This window comes from Streptomyces sp. NPDC047085 (assembly GCF_040643735.1).
Lineage (GTDB): Bacteria > Actinomycetota > Actinomycetes > Streptomycetales > Streptomycetaceae > Streptomyces.
Genome location: NZ_JBEYUW010000010.1, coordinates 111,152 through 131,183 on the forward strand (window position 1 = coordinate 111,152; position 20,032 = coordinate 131,183).

The 20,032-nt window shown below is 68.5% G+C and carries 17 protein-coding genes and 5 pseudogenes; 8 read left to right on the plus strand and 14 right to left on the minus strand.

Annotated elements, in window-relative coordinates; translation table 11 throughout:
• Positions 1 to 62: 62 nt before the first annotated feature.
• On the minus strand, positions 63 to 809 hold the full coding sequence (locus ABZ865_RS29290) for a hypothetical protein (protein ID WP_361236709.1): 747 nt from the start codon (positions 807 to 809) through the stop codon (positions 63 to 65).
• A gap of 357 nt (positions 810 to 1,166) precedes the next feature.
• On the opposite strand from ABZ865_RS29290, the pseudogene ABZ865_RS29295 reads away from it, so the two are divergent.
• A pseudogene (locus ABZ865_RS29295) lies at positions 1,167 to 2,069 on the plus strand (IS256 family transposase); the annotation flags it as partial.
• 370 nt (positions 2,070 to 2,439) lie between these two features.
• Positions 2,440 to 3,267, plus strand: coding sequence for an alpha/beta hydrolase (locus ABZ865_RS29300; RefSeq protein ID WP_361236712.1), 828 nt, complete (start codon positions 2,440 to 2,442; stop codon positions 3,265 to 3,267).
• A 263-nt stretch (positions 3,268 to 3,530) separates the two neighbouring features.
• Here the strand turns inward: ABZ865_RS29300 and ABZ865_RS29305 are convergent, their stop codons facing one another.
• Both ABZ865_RS29305 and ABZ865_RS29310 read right to left on the minus strand, forming a co-directional pair.
• On the minus strand, positions 3,531 to 3,974 hold the full coding sequence (locus ABZ865_RS29305) for a VOC family protein (protein WP_361236715.1): 444 nt from the start codon (positions 3,972 to 3,974) through the stop codon (positions 3,531 to 3,533).
• A 406-nt stretch (positions 3,975 to 4,380) separates the two neighbouring features.
• Complete coding sequence (locus ABZ865_RS29310; RefSeq protein WP_316768582.1) at positions 4,381 to 4,968, minus strand: TetR/AcrR family transcriptional regulator; 588 nt, start codon at positions 4,966 to 4,968, stop codon at positions 4,381 to 4,383.
• 369 nt (positions 4,969 to 5,337) lie between these two features.
• Between ABZ865_RS29310 and ABZ865_RS29315 the strand changes: the two genes are divergently transcribed.
• Positions 5,338 to 6,087, plus strand: coding sequence for a glucose 1-dehydrogenase (locus ABZ865_RS29315; protein ID WP_361236718.1), 750 nt, complete (start codon positions 5,338 to 5,340; stop codon positions 6,085 to 6,087).
• Between the two features lie 173 nt (positions 6,088 to 6,260).
• On the opposite strand, the gene ABZ865_RS29320 is transcribed toward ABZ865_RS29315, so the two are convergent.
• The 4 genes and pseudogenes from ABZ865_RS29320 to ABZ865_RS29335 form a co-directional block, all read right to left on the minus strand.
• The gene (locus tag ABZ865_RS29320; RefSeq protein ID WP_361236721.1) at positions 6,261 to 7,004 is read right to left on the minus strand and encodes an IS3 family transposase; all 744 of its coding nucleotides are present in this window, start codon (positions 7,002 to 7,004) and stop codon (positions 6,261 to 6,263) included.
• 130 nt (positions 7,005 to 7,134) lie between these two features.
• Complete coding sequence (locus ABZ865_RS29325) at positions 7,135 to 7,275, minus strand: hypothetical protein (protein WP_361236724.1); 141 nt, start codon at positions 7,273 to 7,275, stop codon at positions 7,135 to 7,137.
• A 184-nt stretch (positions 7,276 to 7,459) separates the two neighbouring features.
• Positions 7,460 to 7,597 (minus strand): annotated as a pseudogene (locus tag ABZ865_RS29330) (aldehyde dehydrogenase family protein); the annotation flags it as partial.
• A 40-nt stretch (positions 7,598 to 7,637) separates the two neighbouring features.
• The gene (locus ABZ865_RS29335) at positions 7,638 to 8,114 is read right to left on the minus strand and encodes a hypothetical protein (protein ID WP_361236727.1); all 477 of its coding nucleotides are present in this window, start codon (positions 8,112 to 8,114) and stop codon (positions 7,638 to 7,640) included.
• Between the two features lie 35 nt (positions 8,115 to 8,149).
• Between ABZ865_RS29335 and ABZ865_RS29340 the strand changes: the two are divergent.
• Positions 8,150 to 8,290, plus strand: a pseudogene (locus tag ABZ865_RS29340) (IS5/IS1182 family transposase); the annotation flags it as partial.
• Positions 8,291 to 8,371: 81 nt separating this feature from the next.
• Here the strand turns inward: ABZ865_RS29340 and ABZ865_RS29345 are convergent.
• On the minus strand, positions 8,372 to 8,791 hold the full coding sequence (locus tag ABZ865_RS29345; protein ID WP_361236729.1) for a hypothetical protein: 420 nt from the start codon (positions 8,789 to 8,791) through the stop codon (positions 8,372 to 8,374).
• 255 nt (positions 8,792 to 9,046) lie between these two features.
• Positions 9,047 to 9,274: a hypothetical protein gene (locus tag ABZ865_RS29350; protein WP_361236732.1), complete on the minus strand. Its 228-nt coding sequence runs from the start codon at positions 9,272 to 9,274 to the stop codon at positions 9,047 to 9,049.
• Between the two features lie 283 nt (positions 9,275 to 9,557).
• On the opposite strand from ABZ865_RS29350, the gene ABZ865_RS29355 reads away from it, so the two are divergent.
• The 3 genes and pseudogenes from ABZ865_RS29355 (at position 9,558) to ABZ865_RS29365 (ending at position 11,356) form a co-directional block, all read left to right on the plus strand.
• A complete protein-coding gene (locus ABZ865_RS29355) occupies positions 9,558 to 10,097 on the plus strand; it encodes a winged helix-turn-helix domain-containing protein (RefSeq protein WP_361236735.1) in 540 nt (179 codons plus the stop codon).
• Positions 10,094 to 10,638 (plus strand): annotated as a pseudogene (locus ABZ865_RS29360) (transposase). The gene ABZ865_RS29355 and the pseudogene ABZ865_RS29360 overlap by 4 nt, the downstream one beginning before the upstream one ends.
• Positions 10,639 to 10,690: 52 nt before the next feature.
• Positions 10,691 to 11,356, plus strand: a complete 666-nt coding sequence (locus ABZ865_RS29365) for a hypothetical protein (protein WP_361237292.1) — start codon at positions 10,691 to 10,693, stop codon at positions 11,354 to 11,356.
• Positions 11,357 to 11,541: 185 nt separating this feature from the next.
• On the opposite strand, the gene ABZ865_RS29370 is transcribed toward ABZ865_RS29365, so the two are convergent.
• From ABZ865_RS29370 to ABZ865_RS29390, 5 genes and pseudogenes are all read right to left on the minus strand, one after another.
• The gene (locus tag ABZ865_RS29370; protein WP_361236738.1) at positions 11,542 to 12,624 is read right to left on the minus strand and encodes a PP2C family protein-serine/threonine phosphatase; all 1,083 of its coding nucleotides are present in this window, start codon (positions 12,622 to 12,624) and stop codon (positions 11,542 to 11,544) included.
• A gap of 534 nt (positions 12,625 to 13,158) precedes the next feature.
• Positions 13,159 to 13,713, minus strand: a complete 555-nt coding sequence (locus ABZ865_RS29375) for a hypothetical protein (RefSeq protein ID WP_361236741.1) — start codon at positions 13,711 to 13,713, stop codon at positions 13,159 to 13,161.
• Positions 13,714 to 13,715: 2 nt separating this feature from the next.
• The gene (locus tag ABZ865_RS29380; RefSeq protein WP_361237295.1) at positions 13,716 to 15,929 is read right to left on the minus strand and encodes an amidase domain-containing protein; all 2,214 of its coding nucleotides are present in this window, start codon (positions 15,927 to 15,929) and stop codon (positions 13,716 to 13,718) included.
• A 33-nt stretch (positions 15,930 to 15,962) separates the two neighbouring features.
• Positions 15,963 to 17,678: pseudogene (locus tag ABZ865_RS29385) on the minus strand (DNRLRE domain-containing protein); the annotation flags it as partial.
• Between the two features lie 280 nt (positions 17,679 to 17,958).
• The gene (locus ABZ865_RS29390) at positions 17,959 to 19,584 is read right to left on the minus strand and encodes a helix-turn-helix transcriptional regulator (protein WP_361236744.1); all 1,626 of its coding nucleotides are present in this window, start codon (positions 19,582 to 19,584) and stop codon (positions 17,959 to 17,961) included.
• Between the two features lie 181 nt (positions 19,585 to 19,765).
• Here ABZ865_RS29390 and ABZ865_RS29395 point away from each other — a divergent pair, with 181 nt between their 5' ends.
• Positions 19,766 to 19,993, plus strand: coding sequence for a hypothetical protein (locus ABZ865_RS29395; RefSeq protein ID WP_361236747.1), 228 nt, complete (start codon positions 19,766 to 19,768; stop codon positions 19,991 to 19,993).
• Positions 19,994 to 20,032: the final 39 nt, after the last annotated feature.

Below are 20,032 nucleotides of genomic sequence, written 5' to 3' on the forward strand. Positions count from 1 at the left end.
TGGCCAGGAGCATGCCGCGGCAGGACCGGCGTCACACGACTCGATGGTCCTGGTCCTACTCCTCAGGGCCGGCATCGCTCAGGCCACGGATATCCCAGCTGTCGAGCGAACTCGCTTGAACCACCGCAGAGGTCACCAGTCGCTCGGGGGTCGACGCGGAGGAGATCGCGCAGCATCCGTTCGGCCTGGTCATCGGGGGCATCGTCGGTGACGGACAGGACATGGCGGAACTGCAACCATGGCCTCTCGGCACTTCCGGTCGGCCGACAGGGATGGAAGAAGGCGACGGCGACGCGGTCGCGCTCCGAGGGCAGGGCGCTGACCCAACCGAGCTCACACTGCCATTGATCAAGCCACTGGGTTTGCTGCTGAAGGCTCTTTTCCAGGAGTCGGGCGATGGTGCGGGCCGGCCATTCCCAACTGTGGTCAGCAACCGCGCGCCGAACCTCGGCTTCGTATTGCCGCGCGTCGAACCGGTACGGGGGAAGATCCAGCTTGCCGTCCGGGTTCCGCCAGTTGTCCCAAACGACAGTGTCATCCTCGCGCTTGATCGACACGTAGACGGCGCCGCAACAACCCTCCGTGCATTCGGCTACGGCGAGTCGAACCTCTCTGGGCTCGTGCGACGGCATCAGCGGGCTGGAGGAGGACGCAAGGAGGCGTCGGGGGTCTTCTGCTGGGCCCTCTTCGAAAGCGGCAGCCAGGATGTCCTGATCGTCGATGATCGGTCGGACCTCGACTGAGCATCCGTGTTGATCCGGCTCCGGTGTGACGACACGGAGAGCGAGGCGATTCAGTTCGGACGGCACGCCCCGATGGTCCCTGAGGCCCCGCCGCCTGTCACGTCATTTCCTGCTTACTGTGCCTGCCGGTGGCCTGGGCTCCGATGGAGTTTGCCGAGCGGTGAGGCGGACGCCGTGGTCGAGGGCCTTGGCGCGGGAGCCGGCGTCGGGCCGGGCTTCGGTCACGCGGGCTTGCGGCACAGATCCGGGAGAGCAGGCGGATACCGCGGTTGCGTCCATGGAGATGGTGTACGGGTTCGACCTGATCCGGGGGTTTGCTCCGGCGTCGGGATGATGCCCGCATAGATGAACGGCCACCGGCTGATCTTCGAGGTGTCGAAGCCCGAAGGAGATCAGCACGATGACCGCACCCGACAGTCTGCCCTGCACGCTCTCGCGGAAGACAACCTTGCCGCGGCGAGTCCCGATCTGCTGCCCGCGATGGTCAAAACGTTCGCCGACGCCCTCATGTCCGCCGAGGCCGACGCCCTCTGCAACGCAGAATACGGGCAGGTCAGCGACGAGAGAGTCAACCACCGCAACGGATATCGCCCGCGCGAGTGGGACACCCGCGCCGGCACCGTCAAACTCGCCATCCCCAAGCTCAGGTCCGGCAGTTACTTCCCGCACTGGCTACTGGAACGACGACGCCGGGCCGAGCAGGCCCTCATCTCGGTGGTCGCCACCGCCTACCTGCTCGGTGTCTCGACCCGCCGCGTCGAGAAACGTGCCGAGTCCCTCGGCGTCACGCAGCTGTCGAAGTCCCAGGTGTCCGCGATGGCCAAGCACCTGGACGAGCAGGTCGCCGCCTTCCGCAACCGGCCACTGGAGGCCGGACCCTACTCATTCGTCTGGGTCGACGCGCTGACCCAGAAGGTCCGTGAGGGCGGCCGCATCATCAACGTCCACGCCCTGATCGCGGTCGGTGTCAACGCCGACGGGCACCGTGAGATCCTCGGCCTGGACGTCGCCACCGCCGAGGACGGGGCCGGCTGGCTGGCATTCCTGCGCTCGCTGATCGCCCGCGGCCTGACCGGCGTCCAGCTCGTCATCTCCGACGCTCACGCCGGCCTGGTCTTCGAACAACCCGACTCCGATGCGGTGAAGGCCCAGATGCGGCACGTCCTCGACGCCCTGGAGGCCAAGTTCCCCAAGGCCGCCGAACACCTCGACGCCGCCCAGCACGAGCTGCTGGCCTTCACCGCCTTCCCCCGCGAGATCTGGCGGCAGATCTGGTCGAACAACCCGCAAGAGCGGCTGAACAAGGAGATTCGCCGCCGCACCGACGAACTCACCGCATAGCCTCAACCGAGAGATCACCGAGTGGCCGTCGATACACCACTCCAGCGGACGTGACCCACCTGGCTGCCGCCCGCCACCGGTGGTGATGTTCAGGGCGGGTGGGTGACTGTGCCCGGAGTTCACTCGGGTGGCGTAACCGGTGAATTCTCCTGACCGCAAGGACCACCGTGCGAGACAGACCACTTCCTCGCCTGTCAGGCAACGGCCGTCCCACTCGTACCGAAGCGGTGGTTCCAGACGCGCTGAATCGCTGCCCCGCAATTAACGTTGACCTCATGCGGCGCCGCTTTCGCGTCACATCCCCGGAGGGCGTGACGTAAGAGGCCCGCGAGCGGACATCGAGAGGAGCACAACCATGCCCTTCGCCACCGCCGAGGACGGCACGCAGATCTTCTACAAGGACTGGGGCTCGGGCCAGCCCGTGCTCTTCTCCCACGGCTGGCCGCTCACCGCCGACGCCTGGGACCCCCAGATGAAGCTCATGGTGGACAACGGATTCCGCGCCATCGCTCACGACCGGCGCGGTGGCGGCCGGTCCGGTCAGCCCTGGGACGGCAACAACCTCGACACGTACGCCGACGACCTGGCCGCGGTCATCGAAACCGAAGACCTGCACGACGTCATTCTGGTCGGGCACTCCACCGGCGGCGGCGAAGTCACCCGCTACATCGGCCGGCACGGCACGGCACGGGTCGCCAAGCTGGTCCTGCTCGGCGCGATCCCGCCGCTGATGCTGAAGACGGAAGCCAACCCTGAGGGCCTGCCGATCGAGGTGTTCGACGAGATCCGCCAGGGTGTGCTCACGGACCGCTCGCAGTACTACAAGGACCTCAGTGCCCCGTTCTACGGTGCCAACCGTGAGGGCTCGACCGTCTCCCAGGGAACACGTGACGAGTTCTGGCTCTGGAGCATGACAGTCGGCATCAAGGGCGCCTACGACTGCATCAAGGCGTTCTCCGAGACGGACACGACCGAGGACCTGAAGAAGGTCGATGTGCCGACACTGATCGTGCATGGCGACGACGACCAGATCGTGCCCATCGTCTCCGCGGGCGCCAAATCATCCAAGATCGTCAAGGGCGCGGAGTACAAGGTCTACGAGGGCGCGCCTCATGGCCTTGCGATGGTGCCCAAGTACGCCGAGATCTTCAACAAGGACCTGCTTGAGTTCGCGCGGAGTTAGCGACGGCTCGCACCCCGGTGAATGGCAGCACTGCCGCTGGAACTGCTGGGAACCGGCGCTGCGAACTGGCCGCCCGGGAGGGCCGGCTCATCGCCTGACAGACCGCGCGTTGGCCGCATGCGCAAAGGGCATTCGCCGGTCGGCCGCCGCAAACCTCCGTTAGCCAGCGGCGGCGGTCGGCGGCGCTCCCGAACCATGTCCCGGACAACTACGTCCGGAGCGGCTGAATCTGGCTCGGCGGCCAGGTTGATCGGTTCGCCGTGTCAGCCGACCGGGCTTGCGCCCTGCTGGAAGACGTTGATGAGATTTCCGTCGTTGTCACGGATCGCGGTCGAGATACTGCCGTCGCCGAGGTCCATCTGCTCCCAGACGGTCGTCACCCCCAGATCACGGAAGGTGCGGGTCACGCTGTCGAGGTCCTCGACACGGAAGACCAGGGCTTTGTTGCCGATCGGGCGGATGTGGGCGGGGGGCTCTGCCGTCAGTTCAGGGATCAGCACACCGTTTGCGGGCTGAAGCAGCTCCAGCCGAAAACCGGGCCCCTCCAAAAAGGCGACGTCCGCTCCGATGGCGTCGAAGCGGGACTTCGCCAGCAGGGTGAGGCCGAACACCCGATTCCACCACTGGATCGACGCGTCGAGGTCACTGACGGAAATCGTCACATTGTGAAGGCTGTAGGTGAAGGGCGGCTGGGGAGGGGTGGTCATGGTGATCACTTTTCGTTGGGCGTGTGCAGTCGTTTACGGAGGGGCACGCGAGACCCTCGCGCAGTCCCGCCCCGGCGTTTCCCTGCCGTGCAGCGGAACAGTCTGTAAAGAGAGCCGCGAACAAGGTCCTGTGCGGGAATCTGTAGAGCTCGCCCGCAGCGCTCGTGTGAAACGGTCCGGCGCCGTCGGCTGCCAGAGCGTCGTCCGGCCCGCTGTGAGGCGCAGTCGATGGCGCAGCCGCACGGCCGAAGAGGGCCGGCAACTGTGCTGGGGCGGGCGGCCGGGCCACTCGTGGGAACGTTCGGAGGGCAGGTGAGCTGGACGCTCGCGCGCCGACCCAGGCGGGCCCATCCGGATCGCTGTTTGTCGGCATATCACCTGTGGACGATGCCGACCCACAGGATGTTCAGTGCCGAGACAGCTGCTTGAGGGCGGCCTGGCCTATCTGCAGCAGAGCCGAGCCGTCCATGTCGGTCTTGGCGAGAAACTCGATGCCCTGCATGACGGCGAGGAGCAGGCGCCCGAGCTCCTGGGCGTCCGCGCTCGGTTCGACCGTCCCGTCGTCCTGGGCTTCCTTTACGCAGGCGATCAAAAGATCTTCGACCGCTTGATAGGTGGTCCGGGCCCGGGAGACCACATCCGGATCGTTGCTGTGCAGCTCGGACGTGCTGTTGACCAGAAGACAGCCGCGGCGCTGCGGGTCCTCCGTGAATCCCTTGGCCACCCCCTCAACGAGCAGGGTCAGGCGTTCGAAGGGCGTCCCGGGCCCGGTGAGGACCGCCCGGACGCCGTTCAGCTGTTCCTCGCGGTAGCCGTCCAGTACGTGCAAGAACAGCTGCCGCTTGTCGCCGAAGGCGCCGTACAGACTTCCCTTGCCCAGTCCGGTGGCGTCCGTCAGGTTCTGCAGTGACGTAGCCGCGTACCCCTGATTCCAGAACTGCTCGCGTGCAGACTCCAGTACCTGGTTGTCATCGAAATTCCGCGGTCGCCCCATGACTGCAGCCTACCTTCTTCTTGACCTATCGGTCCAGATCGTCGGGCACGCAGCACAGGCCCGGCTGCTCGCGGTGACGCGGGAGGGCCTGGGCGTTCCCCTCGTCGCCGCCGTGCGGGGTGAGGCCGGGCGATAGGGGGTGCGCACGTCAGGGGTTTTCCCGGCGCCCTCGCGGACAGGCCCGTGCCGGCCGCCCGGTCGCGCCCCGACAGCGTGCCCGCGATCACGTTTTTGTCCGTGCGGTCCATAACAAGGTTCTTTACCGTATAGTCCATAACTGGGCTCGGGGCCGTCCGGTTCGGGCTGTAACACCGCAGTGACACTTGGTGCACGACTTCTGGCGTTCGCACCGGACAGGGGTAAACGATCATGGGACAGCTTGACGGGAAGACGGCAGTCATCACCGGAGGCAACAGCGGAATCGGACTGGCCACCGCCAAGCGATTCGCACGTGAAGGCGCCCACGTGTTCATCACCGGCCGCCGGCAGGAGGCCCTCGACGCCGCGCTGGCCGAGATCGGCGGCGAAGCCACCGCCGTCAGGGGCGACGTCGCGGATCTCGCGGACATCGACCGCCTCTACGCGGCTGTCGCCGAGCGAGGACGCCCCATCGACGTACTGTTCGCCAACGCGGGCGGCGGTGAGTTCGCTGCTCTTGAGCAGGTCACCGAGGAGCACTTCGACGCCACCTTCAACATCAACGTACGGGGAATGCTCTTCACTGTTCAGAAGGCTATTCCGCTGCTCAACGACGGCGCCTCGGTGATCCTGACCGGATCGACTGCCGCGACCTCAGGCGGCGCCGCCTTTGGCGTGTACGCCGCGTCCAAGGCCGCGGTCCGTTCCTTCTCGCGCACCTGGGCCAACGAACTGAGCGGCCGCGCGATCCGGGTGAACACCCTGGTCCCCGGCCCGATCGTCACCCCGGGCATCACCGGCCTGGCTGCCGACGCCGACCAGGCCGCACAGATGAGGGACGCCTTCGCCAGCCAGATTCCGCTGGGTCGCATGGGGCACCCGGACGAGGCTGCTGCTGCCGCACTGTTCCTCGCCAGCAATGAGAGCAGCTTCGTCACCGGATCCGAGCTTTTCGTGGATGGCGGACTCAACCAGATCTGATCGCCGCAAGAGGATGCGCTGTGCCTGTCCCGGCGAAGACGACAGTCGCCCTGTCCGCGTCGCGATCACACCGGTAGTCACACCGAACCTAACGGGCGGGCGCAGCCCCGCCAGTGTGTACGCAAACGATGGCATCCGGAACCTGAGGTTGATCCGGGAGTGGACACCGGGTTTCATGCGACGAGTGACAGCGTATGTGATGTGGTCAGTTGCTGTTCGAACTCGGCTGGTGTGAGGTAGCCGAGCGCGGAATGCCGACGACGCCGGTTGTAGTACGACAGCCAGCGGAACAGCTCTAGCCGAGTCTGTGCCTTTGAGGTCCAGTGCCTTCCGTGGAGCAACTCGCGCTCGAGGCCCTGGAAGAACGACTCGGCGAGGGCATTGTCATAGCTTGAGCCGACCCGGCCCATGCCGCGGCGGATGCCATGCCGGCGGCAGACATCGGCGAAGGCGGCCGCGCTGTATTGGGCGCCTCCGTCCGTGTGGAAAACGACGCCGCGAACCCGGCCGCCGCGGGCGGCCACGGCCATCTCGATCGCGTCGGTGACCAGCGAGGTGCGCATGTGGTCGGCGACCGACCAGCCCACCACCTTCCTGGAGCAGATGTCGATCACTGGGGCGAGATAGCGCCACGTCGAGCCGACGGCTATGTAAGTGATGTCGCCGCACCACCTGGTATTCAGCGTGTCCGCTGTGAAGTCGCGCATGACCAGGTCCGGCGCGGGCGGCGCGGTCCTGTCCGCGATCGTCGTCCGCTTCTTCTTGCGTAGATGCCGGCCGACGATGTGGTTGATCCGCACCAGTCGGATGACGCGCTTGCGGCTGATCTTCCGTCCCCTCGCGCGCAGTTCACCATGGACGCGCGGAGCCCCGTATTGGCGCGGATCTCGCTCACGACCCGCTTCTCCTCGGCCCACCGCTCGGCGCGGGCCTGCTCGATGGCCAGATGACGGCAGTAGCCGGCGCGGGACGCTCCGAGCACCCGGCAGATCCGCTGCACGCCGAAGCCGGCGCGGTTCTCGGAGATGAAGTCCCAGCGGTGGGGGCTCACTTCACCTCTCGGGCGAAATAGGCCGCTGCCCTGCGCAGGATCTCGCGTTCCAGCTGCCACTCTTGCTCGGCCTTGAGCAGCCGGGCGTTCTCCGCCCGCAGCCCAGCCCAACTCCTCCGCCGCGTTCCCTCTGCCATCGCGGTCCTCGGGCGCGGCATGGGCCTCATCCTTGCGCACCCAGGTCCGAAGCGACTCGGCGGTGATGCCGAGATCCGCGGCCACCGCCCCGTACGTCCGCTTACCGGCCGCAGCGCGGTACAACGTCCTTCCTGAACTCCTCCGGATACGGAGACCTGCGTCCCACCTGGACATCCCTCCCCCCCCGCCGTAGGGCATCTGGTCGGCGCGATAGGAGGGCACGTCGCCGATCACGACTCCGCCGACTTCCAGAGCCCGATGTGCCCGGAAGGCAGCCTGCAGGGTGCGTGTGAACACCCCTGTCTGCAGCCCGTACTTGGAGTGGACTGTCCCGTAATGATCTTCAGGGCTCGGCGGTGGGCTATCCCATGACCGCTCGGGCCGTGTCGAGGAACGCCAGCCGGTTGTCCTCCAGGTAGTCCCGTACGCTCTCGCCGTCGGGCAAGCCTTCCCATACCGTCCGGTTGAGGTCGAGGAAGTACGCACGTGCCGCGTCATGCACTGGCAGAGGAAACTGGATGCGGATGAGCCGCTCGGCGACCCATAGCCTGTTCATGACGTCCTGGGTCTTGAGGTACCAGGGGTGGGTGTCGTCGAACTCGGAAGGCCGACTGAACGCGGAGCGTTCGGCCTCGGCCGCCACCTCGATGAACCGCTCCAGCAGCGCCAGTCGTTCCGCGCGCCGAGCCTCCGACAGGGTGTTCTGCTGCCGTTGCTGTTCGGCGCGTTCCGCTGACAGTTGAGTCCTGTGCTGGACGAGGTAGGACAGCATGCCGCCGAGGACAACGCCGCCCAACGATATGAGTGACACCCAGACCTGACCTGACATGGTGGCCATCGTGCCATGTGGTCGATCTTTGGGACGATCCCGCTGTGGCTGGTGTGATCACGGCGTCCGAGCCGCCCTGGACAGCCCCGTTCACCGGGATGAGCCCGCGCTGTGTCGGCAAGTTGATGACCGTGGTGCGCCGCGAGAGCGCGAACGAGACACGGCGCGGGCGCCCATGGAGCCTGCGTGGAGGCTTCGCCATGCTCAAGCCCCGTGGCTGCCAACAACGCCCGTGATCAATCGGCCTGCGCAGCCCATGGATTCGATCACGGCCTGTCGAAGGTCAGACAGTTCAAGTGATTGACGGTGTCGTCCAGGCAGATGTACAGGAAGTCCGCTCCGCCGACGACGTCTGCGGGGACGGTCACGGAGATGCCGATCGACTTGCCGCAGACGGGCTTGGTGGTGCGTTCGCTCAGCCGTGTGTAGTTGGGGCCGCCATCGGATCGGTAGGCCGCAACGTAGGTCAGGCGGCAGCTCGACGTACTGACCGATTTTTGCTCTCCGATGAGCTGGACTGACCTGTTGTACCAGGTCAGGGTCCCCTTGGTGTAGGTCTGGCCGTAGGGGACCGCGTACGGGCTCGTTGGATAGGTGACAGCGTTTGCGTGCCCGACGGGCAACAGGGACAGGACCGCGGTTGCCAGTCCCAAAGACGCGGCGCGTCCCATCGCAGCAAAGGCCATGAATCCTCCGTGAGTTGATGAAAAGCCCCGGTTGCGGCGCTTCGGGATCGGTGCAGGCGCTCTATGCGTTGACTCCAGCCGCGAGTCGGGGCTGGAGTTGAGCGTAGCGGTTGGTCTCGCGCACGAAGGTCGATTCACAGGCAGGTGCACCGAAACCTCGAGGCCGGGTCCCGGAAGGCCCTTCAGCCAGCCCCGCCACCACAAGAAAGGGACCAAGGCCAGGCGGATCCGCACCTGCGTTGCCGGGTGAGGCATCTATGGCCGAGCAGCTACGGCAGCGATGCCGGACGCCCGCAGCTTCCGGGCCAGGAGTTCCATCTCAGGAAGAGTTCCGAAGTAGTCGCCGCTCAGCACCCGGCGCAGTACACCCTTGGCATTCACCAGATCAATACCGAGTTCCGCTCGCAGCACCCGCATGATCACGACACTGCTCGCCGACGCCGTGCGTACCTGAAGCGTCGCTGTTCCATGCTCGGAGAGCATCTGATCCCGCCGTTCGCTCGGCAGATCCCCACCACACACAGCGACCGCGAATCCGCAGACGGAACACGTCGACTCGGCGTCCCACCGCAAGCGGCCGTCCACGAGGGCTTGGACACCCCAGCATTCCAGCTCCGCACCGCAGTCCTGGCACACCGCTGAGTACCTGACGGACTCGCAAACCACCTGCTCCATCCTCACCCCCAACGGAGACGAGGTTACTGACCTTCGTGGCGTGATGTCGTTGAGAGCTGACGATGTGTGATCGTCGCGGTATGCCTGTTGTGTGAGGTATCCGCAGGGTGGTGGGCTGACGCCTGAACGGCAGGCGTTTCGCGAGCGGATCCGGCTGGAGGCCGCGGAGCGATTCGCTGCGGGTGCCTCCAACGCCGAGGTCGCCAAGGACTTACGGGTGAGTATGCGCTCGGTGCAGCGTTGGCGCCGAGCCTGGCACGACGCCGGCACCCAGGGGCTGCGGTCTGCCGGGCCCGTGTCACGGCCCAAGCTGAGCGAGGCCCTGTTCACCGTGCTCGAGCAGGAACTCGCCAAGGGGCCGATCGCGCACGGCTGGCCGGACCAGACATGGACGCTGGCGCGGATCAAGACGCTGATAGGGCGCCGGTTCCACAAGAGCATGACGTTGTCGACGATCGCGCCGATGCTGCACCGGCACGGCTTCAGCCACCAGGTCCCGGCCCGCCGTGCCATCGAGCGCGACGAGGAGGCCGTGGCGGGCTGGGTGAAGGAGGCCTGGCCGCAGGTGGAAGGTCCGTGGCGGCGCTCGACGCCTGGCTGTGCTTCGAAGACGAAGCCGGCTTCTCGATGACGCCGCCCACCGCACGGACCTGGGCCCGGCGCGGACACACACCCGTCATCCGGGTCCGGGGACGCTCCCAGCGCCGCTTCTCCATCGCCGCTCTGGCCTGCTACAAGCACGGTGAACGCTCCCGGCTGATCTACCGACCCAAGCAGCATCTCGATAGCGCGGTGGCAGACGCAGCTTCACCTGGACCGACTACCGCGACCTGCTCATCTCCGCACACCAGCAGCTCGGCGCACCCATCGTGCTCGTATGGGACAACCTCAACGTCCACAAGGACCGCCGATTACGGGAGTTCATCGACACCCACGACTGGATCACCTGCTACTTCCTGCCGGCCTACGCACCCGACCTCAACCCCGTCGAGGGCATCTGGTCCTTGCTGCGGCGCAGGAGCCAGGCCAACACCGCCTTCACCGACCCCAACCATCTCATCAGCACGCTCCGACATGGTCTCCGCCAGATCCAGTACCGCAGCAACCTCATCAACGGATGCCTCGCCGAAACCGGCCTCACCTTGACGACGTCACGCCGACAACGTCAGTAGACGCTTCACGATCGCACCACCGCCACCGTCGGCCGACCTCGGCGTCCAGAAGATCGATGCGCCCGATCCGGTCGCCGCGGGCCAGAACGTCACGTACACGATCACGCTGACGAACAACGGCCCGGACACCGCCGACGGCGTACGGCTTACCGACCAGGTGCCGACCGGGATGACGTTCGTGTCGTTCGCCGCGCCCGCCGGCTGGACCACGACCACGCCACCGGCCTCGGGCACCGGTACGGTCTCGGTGACCGCGCCGACGCTGGCTCCCGGAACGGCGACCTTCACCCTCGTGGTGAGGGTGAACGTCACCGCGACCGGCACGGTGACCAACACCGCCACCGCCGCCACCGCCACCGACGACCCCAACCGGGGCAACGACACCGCCACCGCGAGCACCACCGTGACCGCACCGCTGTGCACCAGCACGGGCACTTCCCGGGGTGACGTCCTGCGAGGCACTGCCGGTAACGACGTCATCTGCGGCCTCGGCGGCAAGGACGTGATCCGCGGCCTCGGCGGCGATGACCTGATCATCGCCGGAGACGGCGCGGACATCGTCGACGGCGGGCCCGGCGCCGACACGATCCGGGGCGGCCCCGGCAGCGACATCCTCGACTCCCGTGACCGCGTCGCCCGCAACGACACGGTCGATGGTGGAGCCGACGCCGACCTGTGCCGGACCGATCCGGGCGACACCAGGATCAGCTGCCCCTGACGTACGCCGGGCTGCTCCAGCGACGGGGGAGCAGCCCGAACCACGGCAGGATGGAAAGGGTGACAGCGGGTTGGAACTCGGCATACGCCGCGTGGTGTTCGCCCATATGGTCCCGCCTCGCGCGGGTGACGTGCGGCAGCGGCGGCCTGTCCCCATGCCGGTAACCAGCGAAGCGGGCCCCGATCTCAGAGGGCGTGGGGGCCCTGCGGTCTGCTCTCGCGTCCTTCGTTGAGCCGTTCAACGAGGAGCATCGCCGCATCGTCCGCCAGGTAGCCGTGGGTGTGCCGGAGCAGTTTCTGGTGCAGCTGCTCCAGGAACTCTGACGGGGAACAGGGGTACACCGATTCTGTGGTCTTGGACAGGGGGAAGAATTCGCCGTCGGGGCTGCGGGCTTCGACCACACCGTCTGTGTGCAGCAGGAGGCGGTCACCGGGCGTGAAGGGGTAGCTGTCCGCTTGGGCGGGTGCAACGGCGATGAAGTCTTCCAGGCCCAGGGGTGGCAGTGGGCAGGCGGGGTGCAGGGCCCTTGCCTTGCCCTCGCGGACTACCAGCGGGGGCGGATGGCCGCGATTGACGACCTGAACCACGAAGGCGTCCGATACCTGAGCCACGAGCACGGTGACGAAATCCTCGGTCAGATTGTCGTCCTCGGCCTGATCAACCGCGTGGAGCGCCGCCCGCTCGCGTTTCAGCGCTGCCGCGCAGTGACTCACCACCTCCGCCAGATCCTCGTCGTAGTGCGCAGCCTCCCGGAACGCACCCAGCACGGCTGCGGCCAGGCGCACGGCGGGCAGACCCTTGCCGCGGACGTCTCCCACGATCATCCGGACCCCGTACCGGGTGTGCACCGCCTCGTACAGATCGCCGCCGATCTGCGCGCCCGTCTCTGCCGCGAGGTACTTGCTGGCCATCTGGACGGGACCGAGCTGGGGCGGCACAGGGCGCAGCAGAACCCGTTGTGCCGCCTCGGCGACCCGGCGGACCTGGTTGAGCTCGCTCTGCCTGCGCGTGCGCATTGCATTACTCATGGTGACGCTTGCCGCCGACACGACGAGGAGGGAGATGAGGTTGCTGTAGACCTGGCCTCCCCAGGTGTGGTGGAGGGTGGCCGTGATGACGGTGACGGCGAAGGCTGCGGCCGCTGCCGAAAGGGTGCCTTTGGGGCCCATCGTCAGCGAGGCCAATGCCGGTATGGCGGCGAGGATGGGACCGGTGATCACCGCGTGTGCGGGGGAAAGTTCGATCCCCAGCGCGATCAGAATGATCACGAATGGCACACACTGCGCGAGTCTGAAGAGGACCCGGCCATGATCGCCAGCCGCTGATGAACCCGATGGGCGGATGAGCGACCGCATGACTACAGCCTGCCTCCCCGATGTTGGGTGTTCCACCCGGCGCCGTTGCGAGCGCCCGGGAACGCCGTGCGGTCGCTGATGCCGGCCGGGTCGTCGGCTCGAGTCCCAGTCAGCCACCCTGCCTGACCAGCGCGGCAGCGGCCACACTCGGCGCTCAACGTCACCCGAAGGAGGACGGACACACGGCGGTGGCCCATTCCCGGCGCGATGCCCGCGCCGCGAGAGCGCCCGCCCCCCCCGGCCCCCCGTCGTCGTCGGAGATTTCGCCGCCAACACCACCCATGCGCTGTCCGGCTCTGCGACGCGGAACCGGTCGCCTCCATCGAGCCGACCCGGAAAGCCGGCAACGGGCCCACGGCGAGACCGCGACACCGCGGTGAGGGCCGTACTCCGGAGGCATCCGGGTGCGGCCCTCACCGCTGATCGTGCGCCCACGGGGCGCGTGCGTCACCTCCCCGGCTGACCGCCGGACGAGCGGGATCCCGTCGCGCCGGGCTCGGCCGGGGCCCACCGGGGCTTGGCCGAGGCCTCGGCGGGGTCGGGCTCCGCGAGGGTGAGGCCCCAGGCGTCGTCCTCGCCGATACGGGCCTCGATCTCCTTGATCTGACCGGTCTTGGCGAAGTACAGGACGACGACCTGCCGCACGGACCCCTCGTCGTAGAAGTCCGCCGTCACCTCGCCCTTGGCCGCGGCGCCGAAGGATGTCACCCAGTTCCGGGCCGTGGCCTCGGCGTCCTTGTCGTCGACGGCCAGCGCGGCCAGTCCCTCGGTGTCACCGTCCGCGAGCCGCCATACGGCCTTCTGGACGGTCTCGAGACTTCCCGTGGAGGGGTAGCCGACGACATGCAGCGGCCGGTGGTTGCTGTAGTCCGTCTGATAGCCGTGGGACTCGCCGGACGCGCAGCCCGCCGTCAGGAGCCCGCCCAGGACGGCGGCCGCCACGGCGATGCCGGACCGCCTCGCTGTGTGCGCCATGGTCAGTTTCTCGCCTTCGTGCGCCATGGTCAGCTCCTTGCCTTCGGGCGCAGCACGATGACCCGCTCGATGTAGTTCGCCTTGCCGCGGTACCGCATGATGGCGGCCGCGAGGCTGGTCCGGTTCGAGCTGCCGTGCTGCAGCAGCTGCAGACCGTGCCGGTTGCGCTCCACGATGGCCACGTGGTTGTACCCCCGTTCCTTCTTCCACTTGAACAGCACGAGGTCACCGGGCTTGGCGTAGGCGGCCGAGATGTGCTGCGCCCCGCGGTGACCGAGCATGTGGCGACGGAAGTTCTCCGCGCCGGCCCAGGTGTAGCTCTTGTTCTTGATCTGGCCGAAGAAGTAGTACTGCTGCCACCACGCGCGGTCGTGCTTGCGGCCGCCGCTGCGCATCTTCATCCCGCCGCCGTAGTAGAGGGCCTTCGACACGAAGTTGGTGCAGTCCTGGCCGTACTCCCAGCCGGTGTTGATGTTGCGGGCCGCCCACCGGACCGTACCGGAACCGGACACAGCCGCGGCGCGCTGGACGCGCACCGGGGACGCCGGGGCGGACGCGGCTGTCGGCGCGGCCTGCTCGACCGGTAGGCCGTCCGCGTCGAGGGCGATCGGCTCGTCGGGCACCTCGGTGACCGGCCCCGTCTCGTCGGTGGGCTCCACGGCGCTGTCCGCCGCGGCCGACGCCGGCAGCACGGCCTCCGCCGCGGGGGCGTCGGCCTCGATGTGCAGGATGGGGGCTCCGCTGTTCGTGCTGAAGGTGAACCGCTGCTCCCGTCGTCCCTCCTCCGGCTCGCCGCCGGAGTCCTCGGACGTCAGGACGGCCGTGTCCTCGACGACCGCGCGCAGGAAAACGGTGCCGCTCTCGTCGACGCCCACCAGCACGTCGGAGAGCTTGGTCGCCATCTCCGTGTAGCGCTGCCCGTGCTTGGCCAGCACCTCGCGGGAGGAGGCGAGGTCCGCGGCCTGTGCGCCGAGCAGGTCCTGGAACGAGGCGCCCCGGGAGCTCGCCGCGAGCGCGGCCGCGGCCGTCGGCCGGGCGCCGGTGAGCAGGGCGCCGCGGGCGTCGACGTACTGCTGCACGATCTCACGGTAGGTGGCCGCGCCACCGGGCACGGCGACGGTGGTCACCGGCTCCGACGTGGCGTCGGGACCGGTGCCGTACGGCGTCCGAGCCGACACGGTCACCCGGTAGGCGGTGGCGTTCTCCAGGCCGTTGACCACGATGTGGGGCTCACGGGTGGTCGCCCTCGCGGCCTCGCTGCCGTCCTCCTTGCGGACGACGACCGTGTACTCCGCCCCGTCGGCCGACGAGCCGAGGTCCTGCGGCGCGTTCCACGTCGCCAGCAGCCCGCCGTCGCCGCCGGTGGTCCGCAGGTCCTGCGGGGCGGCGGGCGCGGCCGGTGCCACGTAGTCGATGACGAGCCGTGGCCGCTTCGCCGTCTCAGGGCTCCGGCCGGAGTGGTACGAGACGGAGGAGGCGACGTCCGCGGCCGGCAGCCGCAGGGCCAGTCCCTCGCCCGTGCCCTCGTCGAGCCAGGACTGCACGACGGGAGTCAGATCCTGGGCGTCGGGGAGTGCGGCATCGGTGAACGGGGCGTCGTCGACCACCCCCAGCAGGCCGGTGCCGGTGCGCGGGGCGGCCCACGGCTCGAACAGCTGGTACATCTCGACCGGCCGCTGGGCGCAGGCCGCGGAACCGCACTCGGCCGGCGTCAGCAGCAACCGGGCCCGGGTGATCCGCGCGCCCGCGGGCACCTTGCTCAGGTCCGGCTTGAGCCACGCGGCCCGCTCGCCGGCGGCACCGCCGCCCAGCGACAGCCGGGTGTCGTCGACGGCGGGGCAGCCGCCCGAGGCGCAGGCGCCGCTGCCGACCGCGACCGTCGTGTCCTCCAGAGCCGCGCCGCTGAGCGCGACGGAGGTGGTCTTCGGCGCGTCGGGGTCCGGCGCGGGGGTGGCGGTGAACTCCTGCTCGTACGACCAGGCCGAGCAGCCCAGGTCGGTACAGGCACGCATGGCCCACAGGTAGGTCGTGCCCGCCCGCAGGGCGCCCTCGGGAACCCGCGCGACCGCGCGTTGCCCGCTGTCCACCCACGCCTCGGGGACGGTCACCCCGGGGAGCTGCTTGCCCTCGGTGTCCCGCACCACGAACTCGGCGCGCACACGGCCCTGTTCAGGGCTGGACACCAGACCCGACAGCAGCGGGGTGAGCGACTGCGTCGCACCGGACTCCAGCGCCTGCGGCATGTCCGGCAGCCCACCGGGACGCCGGCCGGAGGCCACCGTGAACGTGGCCCAGTCCGACCAGGCGAGGTTGTAGTGCGTGCCGTCGTACGGGCTGGTGCGGAAGCGGTAGGTCGCACCGTCCTTCAGCAGCCCGTCCGGCACGGTCACGGCCGCGGCCCGTCCGGACTCGACCCGCGGTGAGACGAGGTAGTCGCCCACGCGCTTTCCGGTCGCCGCGTCGACGATCTCGAACGTGCCGGTGACGCGGTCGCCGTCCTTGTCCGAGAACGTGTCCCGCAGGGTCGGCGTGGTGGTGTTCACCTGCCAGGTGCCGGAGGCGTCCTGGGTGAACGGCGGGCCGGCCTGACGGTTGTTGCCGGACCGGGGACGGAAGTTGTACGTGACCGTCAGCTTGGGCGGGTTGCCGGTGGCGTTGGCCGAGTTGACCCGCTTCCACTGGGCGACCGCCGTCTCGTCGGCGGCCGTCAGACCCATGCTGGACTGCGGCGCCTTCGACGAGGCCCAGGTCTGGACGAGCGAGGTCACGTCGGCGTTGATCCAGCCGTCGGCGCCGCAACTCGGGTTGCCCTTGGTCTCGGTGGACGTCGCCTGCTTGGTGTGCAGCGCGGGCGGGGAGGTCCACCGGCTGGAGGTCGAGGCCGTGTCGGCCGACCAGACCACCCACGGCTGGGCCTTGCAGTCGGTGTTGCCCGAGTGGAAGTTCCACAGGCTCAGCTTGGCGCCGCTCACCAGGGCGTCGGCGATGGGCGCCGTCCCCCAGGTGATGTACGACCGCGCGGTGCGCGGTGTGCCGTCGGCGTTCTTGGTGCCGGGGTTGCCGAAGTCCAGTTCGGTGTCCGTGGACCAGTCGCGGGTCTCGCCCTGTTGGACGTACGTGTCGAAGACGGTGCCGAGCACGGAGGTCGACGGGTCGACGGTGACCGGGTAACGGGTCTCGGGGTCGGCCAGGAACGCGGCGTCGGGCGTGACCACCAGGTCGACCGAGGAGCCCCGCTGCACGACCTTCATCGCCGCCGGCACCCGGCGCGTGTGCTCACCGGACCGCTCGTCGACGGTCGCGTCCCACATCACCGGGGCGGGCATGACGGCCCGCTGCCGTCCGGTCCTGCGGTCCGTGAACAGCACACTGCCGTCGGCCTGCTGGGTGGCCCGCAGCCCCTTGGCGCGCAGCGGCAGGGTGTAGCCGTAGCCGGTCGTGGACGGGCGCCGCTTGATCTCGACGTACTGCTCGAAGCCCGTGCGGGTCGCTTCCACGACGACGTCGGCGCCGGGGACGGCTTCCCGGTACGTGGCCCGGTTGCCGTCCAGCGTGGGCTGCGGCAGTCCGCCCTTCCACTGGAGGACGACCTGCTGATCGCCCTCGCCGAGCGTGACGAGGTTGCGGGCGGCGGCCTTGCGCGTGGCGCTCAGGGACGCCGCAGGCGTGCCGCCCTTGCCGGCGAGCGTGAGCGAAGCCGGGTGGGCCTTGGCCACCACGGAACCGTCACCGCGTTCGGTGAGGTTCGTGTCGACGGTCACCCAGCTGCCGTTCCGGTCGAACCGGACCGGTCCCGCGGTCAGTTCGGTCGTCAGGGAGCCGTCGGGGTTGACCCAGGTGGTCGTGGTCTCGGTCCGCTCGGACAGCGCCTCGACCCGCTCGCCGGAACGCTTGGCCGCGGCGCGGGCCGTTGCGACGTCCGACGCGGACACATTCCTGGCCGGCTCGCGTTCCGCGGCCGGCGCCGCGACCGCCGCCGGGGGCACCGCCATGACGGCGCCTCCGAACAGGGCCAAGGAGAGCGCGAGTAGCGCTGTGGTGCGTGGAAGGCGTGCGCGGGCACGCGGAGATAGCCGTTCCCCCGGAACGGTCGGAGATATGTGCATGCTTGGCTTTCGACCTTAGGTCAGAGATCGATCAAGAAGTCGTAAAACTAATGCGTGCGGGCCGGGCACTTGCCGCCGATAGAGGCGATCCACCCGAAATAGCACGATTGCGAAGACCGAGACCTTGATCACGCTCGTCCGAGGCAACCTCAGGAGCCGATTCGCCCTACGGCTGCCGCGCGCCGTGGAAGTCCTTGAGTGCCTGCGTGCGCAGGGTGGCGTCGGCGCTGCGGTACTTGATGAGCCGGAGGCCGACGTTCTGCCGGGACGGCAGCAAGGGTTCCGGGATGAAGCGGCGGAACGTCCAGCACGAGGCGTTCTCGGGCCGATTGCGGAAACTCGCCCCCGCCAGGCGGAAGTCGGGCAGGGCGGGTGCCTTTTGATCGAGGAAGCGCGGGCGCCACACGACGACTTCATGGACGTTGCCGCAGCAGTCCCAGATGTCGGTGTCCGTGATGCCGGCTTTCAAGAGCCCCACCGGCTTCACTTTCTGGGGCCTGCCTGGATAACGGAGGTTGGCGTGGCGGGGTGTCGGCAGCTCCGTCCCCCAGGGATAGGGCCGGCCGTCGGTCGCACAGCCGGACAGCTCCAGCCATTCGGGCGCCGTGGGCACCGCCCAGACCCAGTCCTCGTCGGACGTGGACCGGGTGAGCACCAGACAGCGGCCGATCAGATCGCGGAGGAACGTCCCCACGGCCTCCCCCCTCTCCTCGGACTGCGAGCCGAGCAGGTACGGAAGCGGCAGGTCGGTACCGACCGGTGCGGCCTTGCCCAGGAGGAGCGCCAGATGATGTTCGGTGAGCGGCATGCGCATCGCTTTGAAGGGATACGGGCACAGATTCCCCGCAGCGACGGGGACGAGGTCCGGGGCGAAGGAGCCGGAGTCGGCGCTCGACAGGCCCGGGAACCGTGTGGCCGTGTACTGTTCCCACGCCTCCCGCAGGCCGTCGCCCACGATGTCGTCGGCGGGGAAGACCCCGAACAGCCAGTCCATCAGCCTGCGCAGGCGGAGCGGTTTCGCGTTCAGTGCGTCGGCGACGTCCTTGACGATCTGCCGTGGCGGCCAGGCGCAGCGTGCCGGGTCCTCGCCGTGCAGCAGCACCTCGAACAACGTCCGCCAGATCAGCGCCAGCCGGTCCAGTTGCCCGTCGTCCTGGCCCCCGATGATCTCCTCGGTCTGCCTGACCAGCCACTTACGAGAGCCTTCGAACCAGCGGCTGCCGGGCTCACGCAACACGATGTCGGCCGCCACCAGCGCCCAGAACCGCTCGGGCGAGTCGACGGGTACGGCGATGGCGCGATGAACGGTCATGGCCTGCACGCGTACGTGGCAGCTCGTCAGGCGTCCCAGGAGCGCGGGGAATTCGGCCAGGTCACCGGTGTCCGGCCAGCCGTTCTCGGGTTCGGTGGGGACATTCCGGAGCAGTTCCTGCGGGTAGGCGTCCCGGCCGTAGTACGTCACCCAGGGACGCAGCTCGACGACGACGTCCGCGGCCGGGCGTGCGGAAGGGCGGGGCGTCACCTCACCGGCCTCGTTGCGCCTGACGCGGCGGAGGGCCTTCGTCCACGGCGCCGGATCCGCCCCCAGGGCCCGCACGAACGGAACGAGCGTGCTCTCCCGGGGGAACGACAGTCCCCGGCACATGGAGTTGGCCGTCGGCTTGGCGATCCCGGCCGTCTTCGCCACCCATCCGTAACTTCGGCCCGCCCCCTCACGCAGCGCCTGGAGATTCTGTGCCAGGTCGGCGCGGGTCTGGATGGACTCCGGATTTGGTAACCAATCGTTCTCCACCGCCGCCCCCCGCCCTCGCGGTCAACCGTTCGGTTCCGTTCGGAACTGTACCGGCGGACTGTTCGGTCCCGGTCCGACTTCGGACGACTCCCGCATGAAGCAGTGCAACCGAACGGCCGTCCGCAGCACCGTGTGGGGTGAGAACCCCGCACAATCCGTGGCGTTTCCAAGGGAGTCCGTCGTGAGCGAGCCGTCACCCCAGAACCAGCCTTCCGAGCCTCCGGCACCGAGCGGGGCACTGATGGGCATGAGGGCCGCGCTCGTGTTCCTGCTGTCCGTTCTCACCGCGGTTGCGGCCGGAGCTCTCTGGCTTGCGGCCCACCATCCGTGGCCCGAGGCCGTCGTGACCGCGGGAGGCGCCGGCGGCGGCGCGCTCGCGCTGTTCAACCAGGTCATCGAGCGGCGATGACACCGGTTGCGACGATGCGCTCACGCCCCTCGTGTTCCG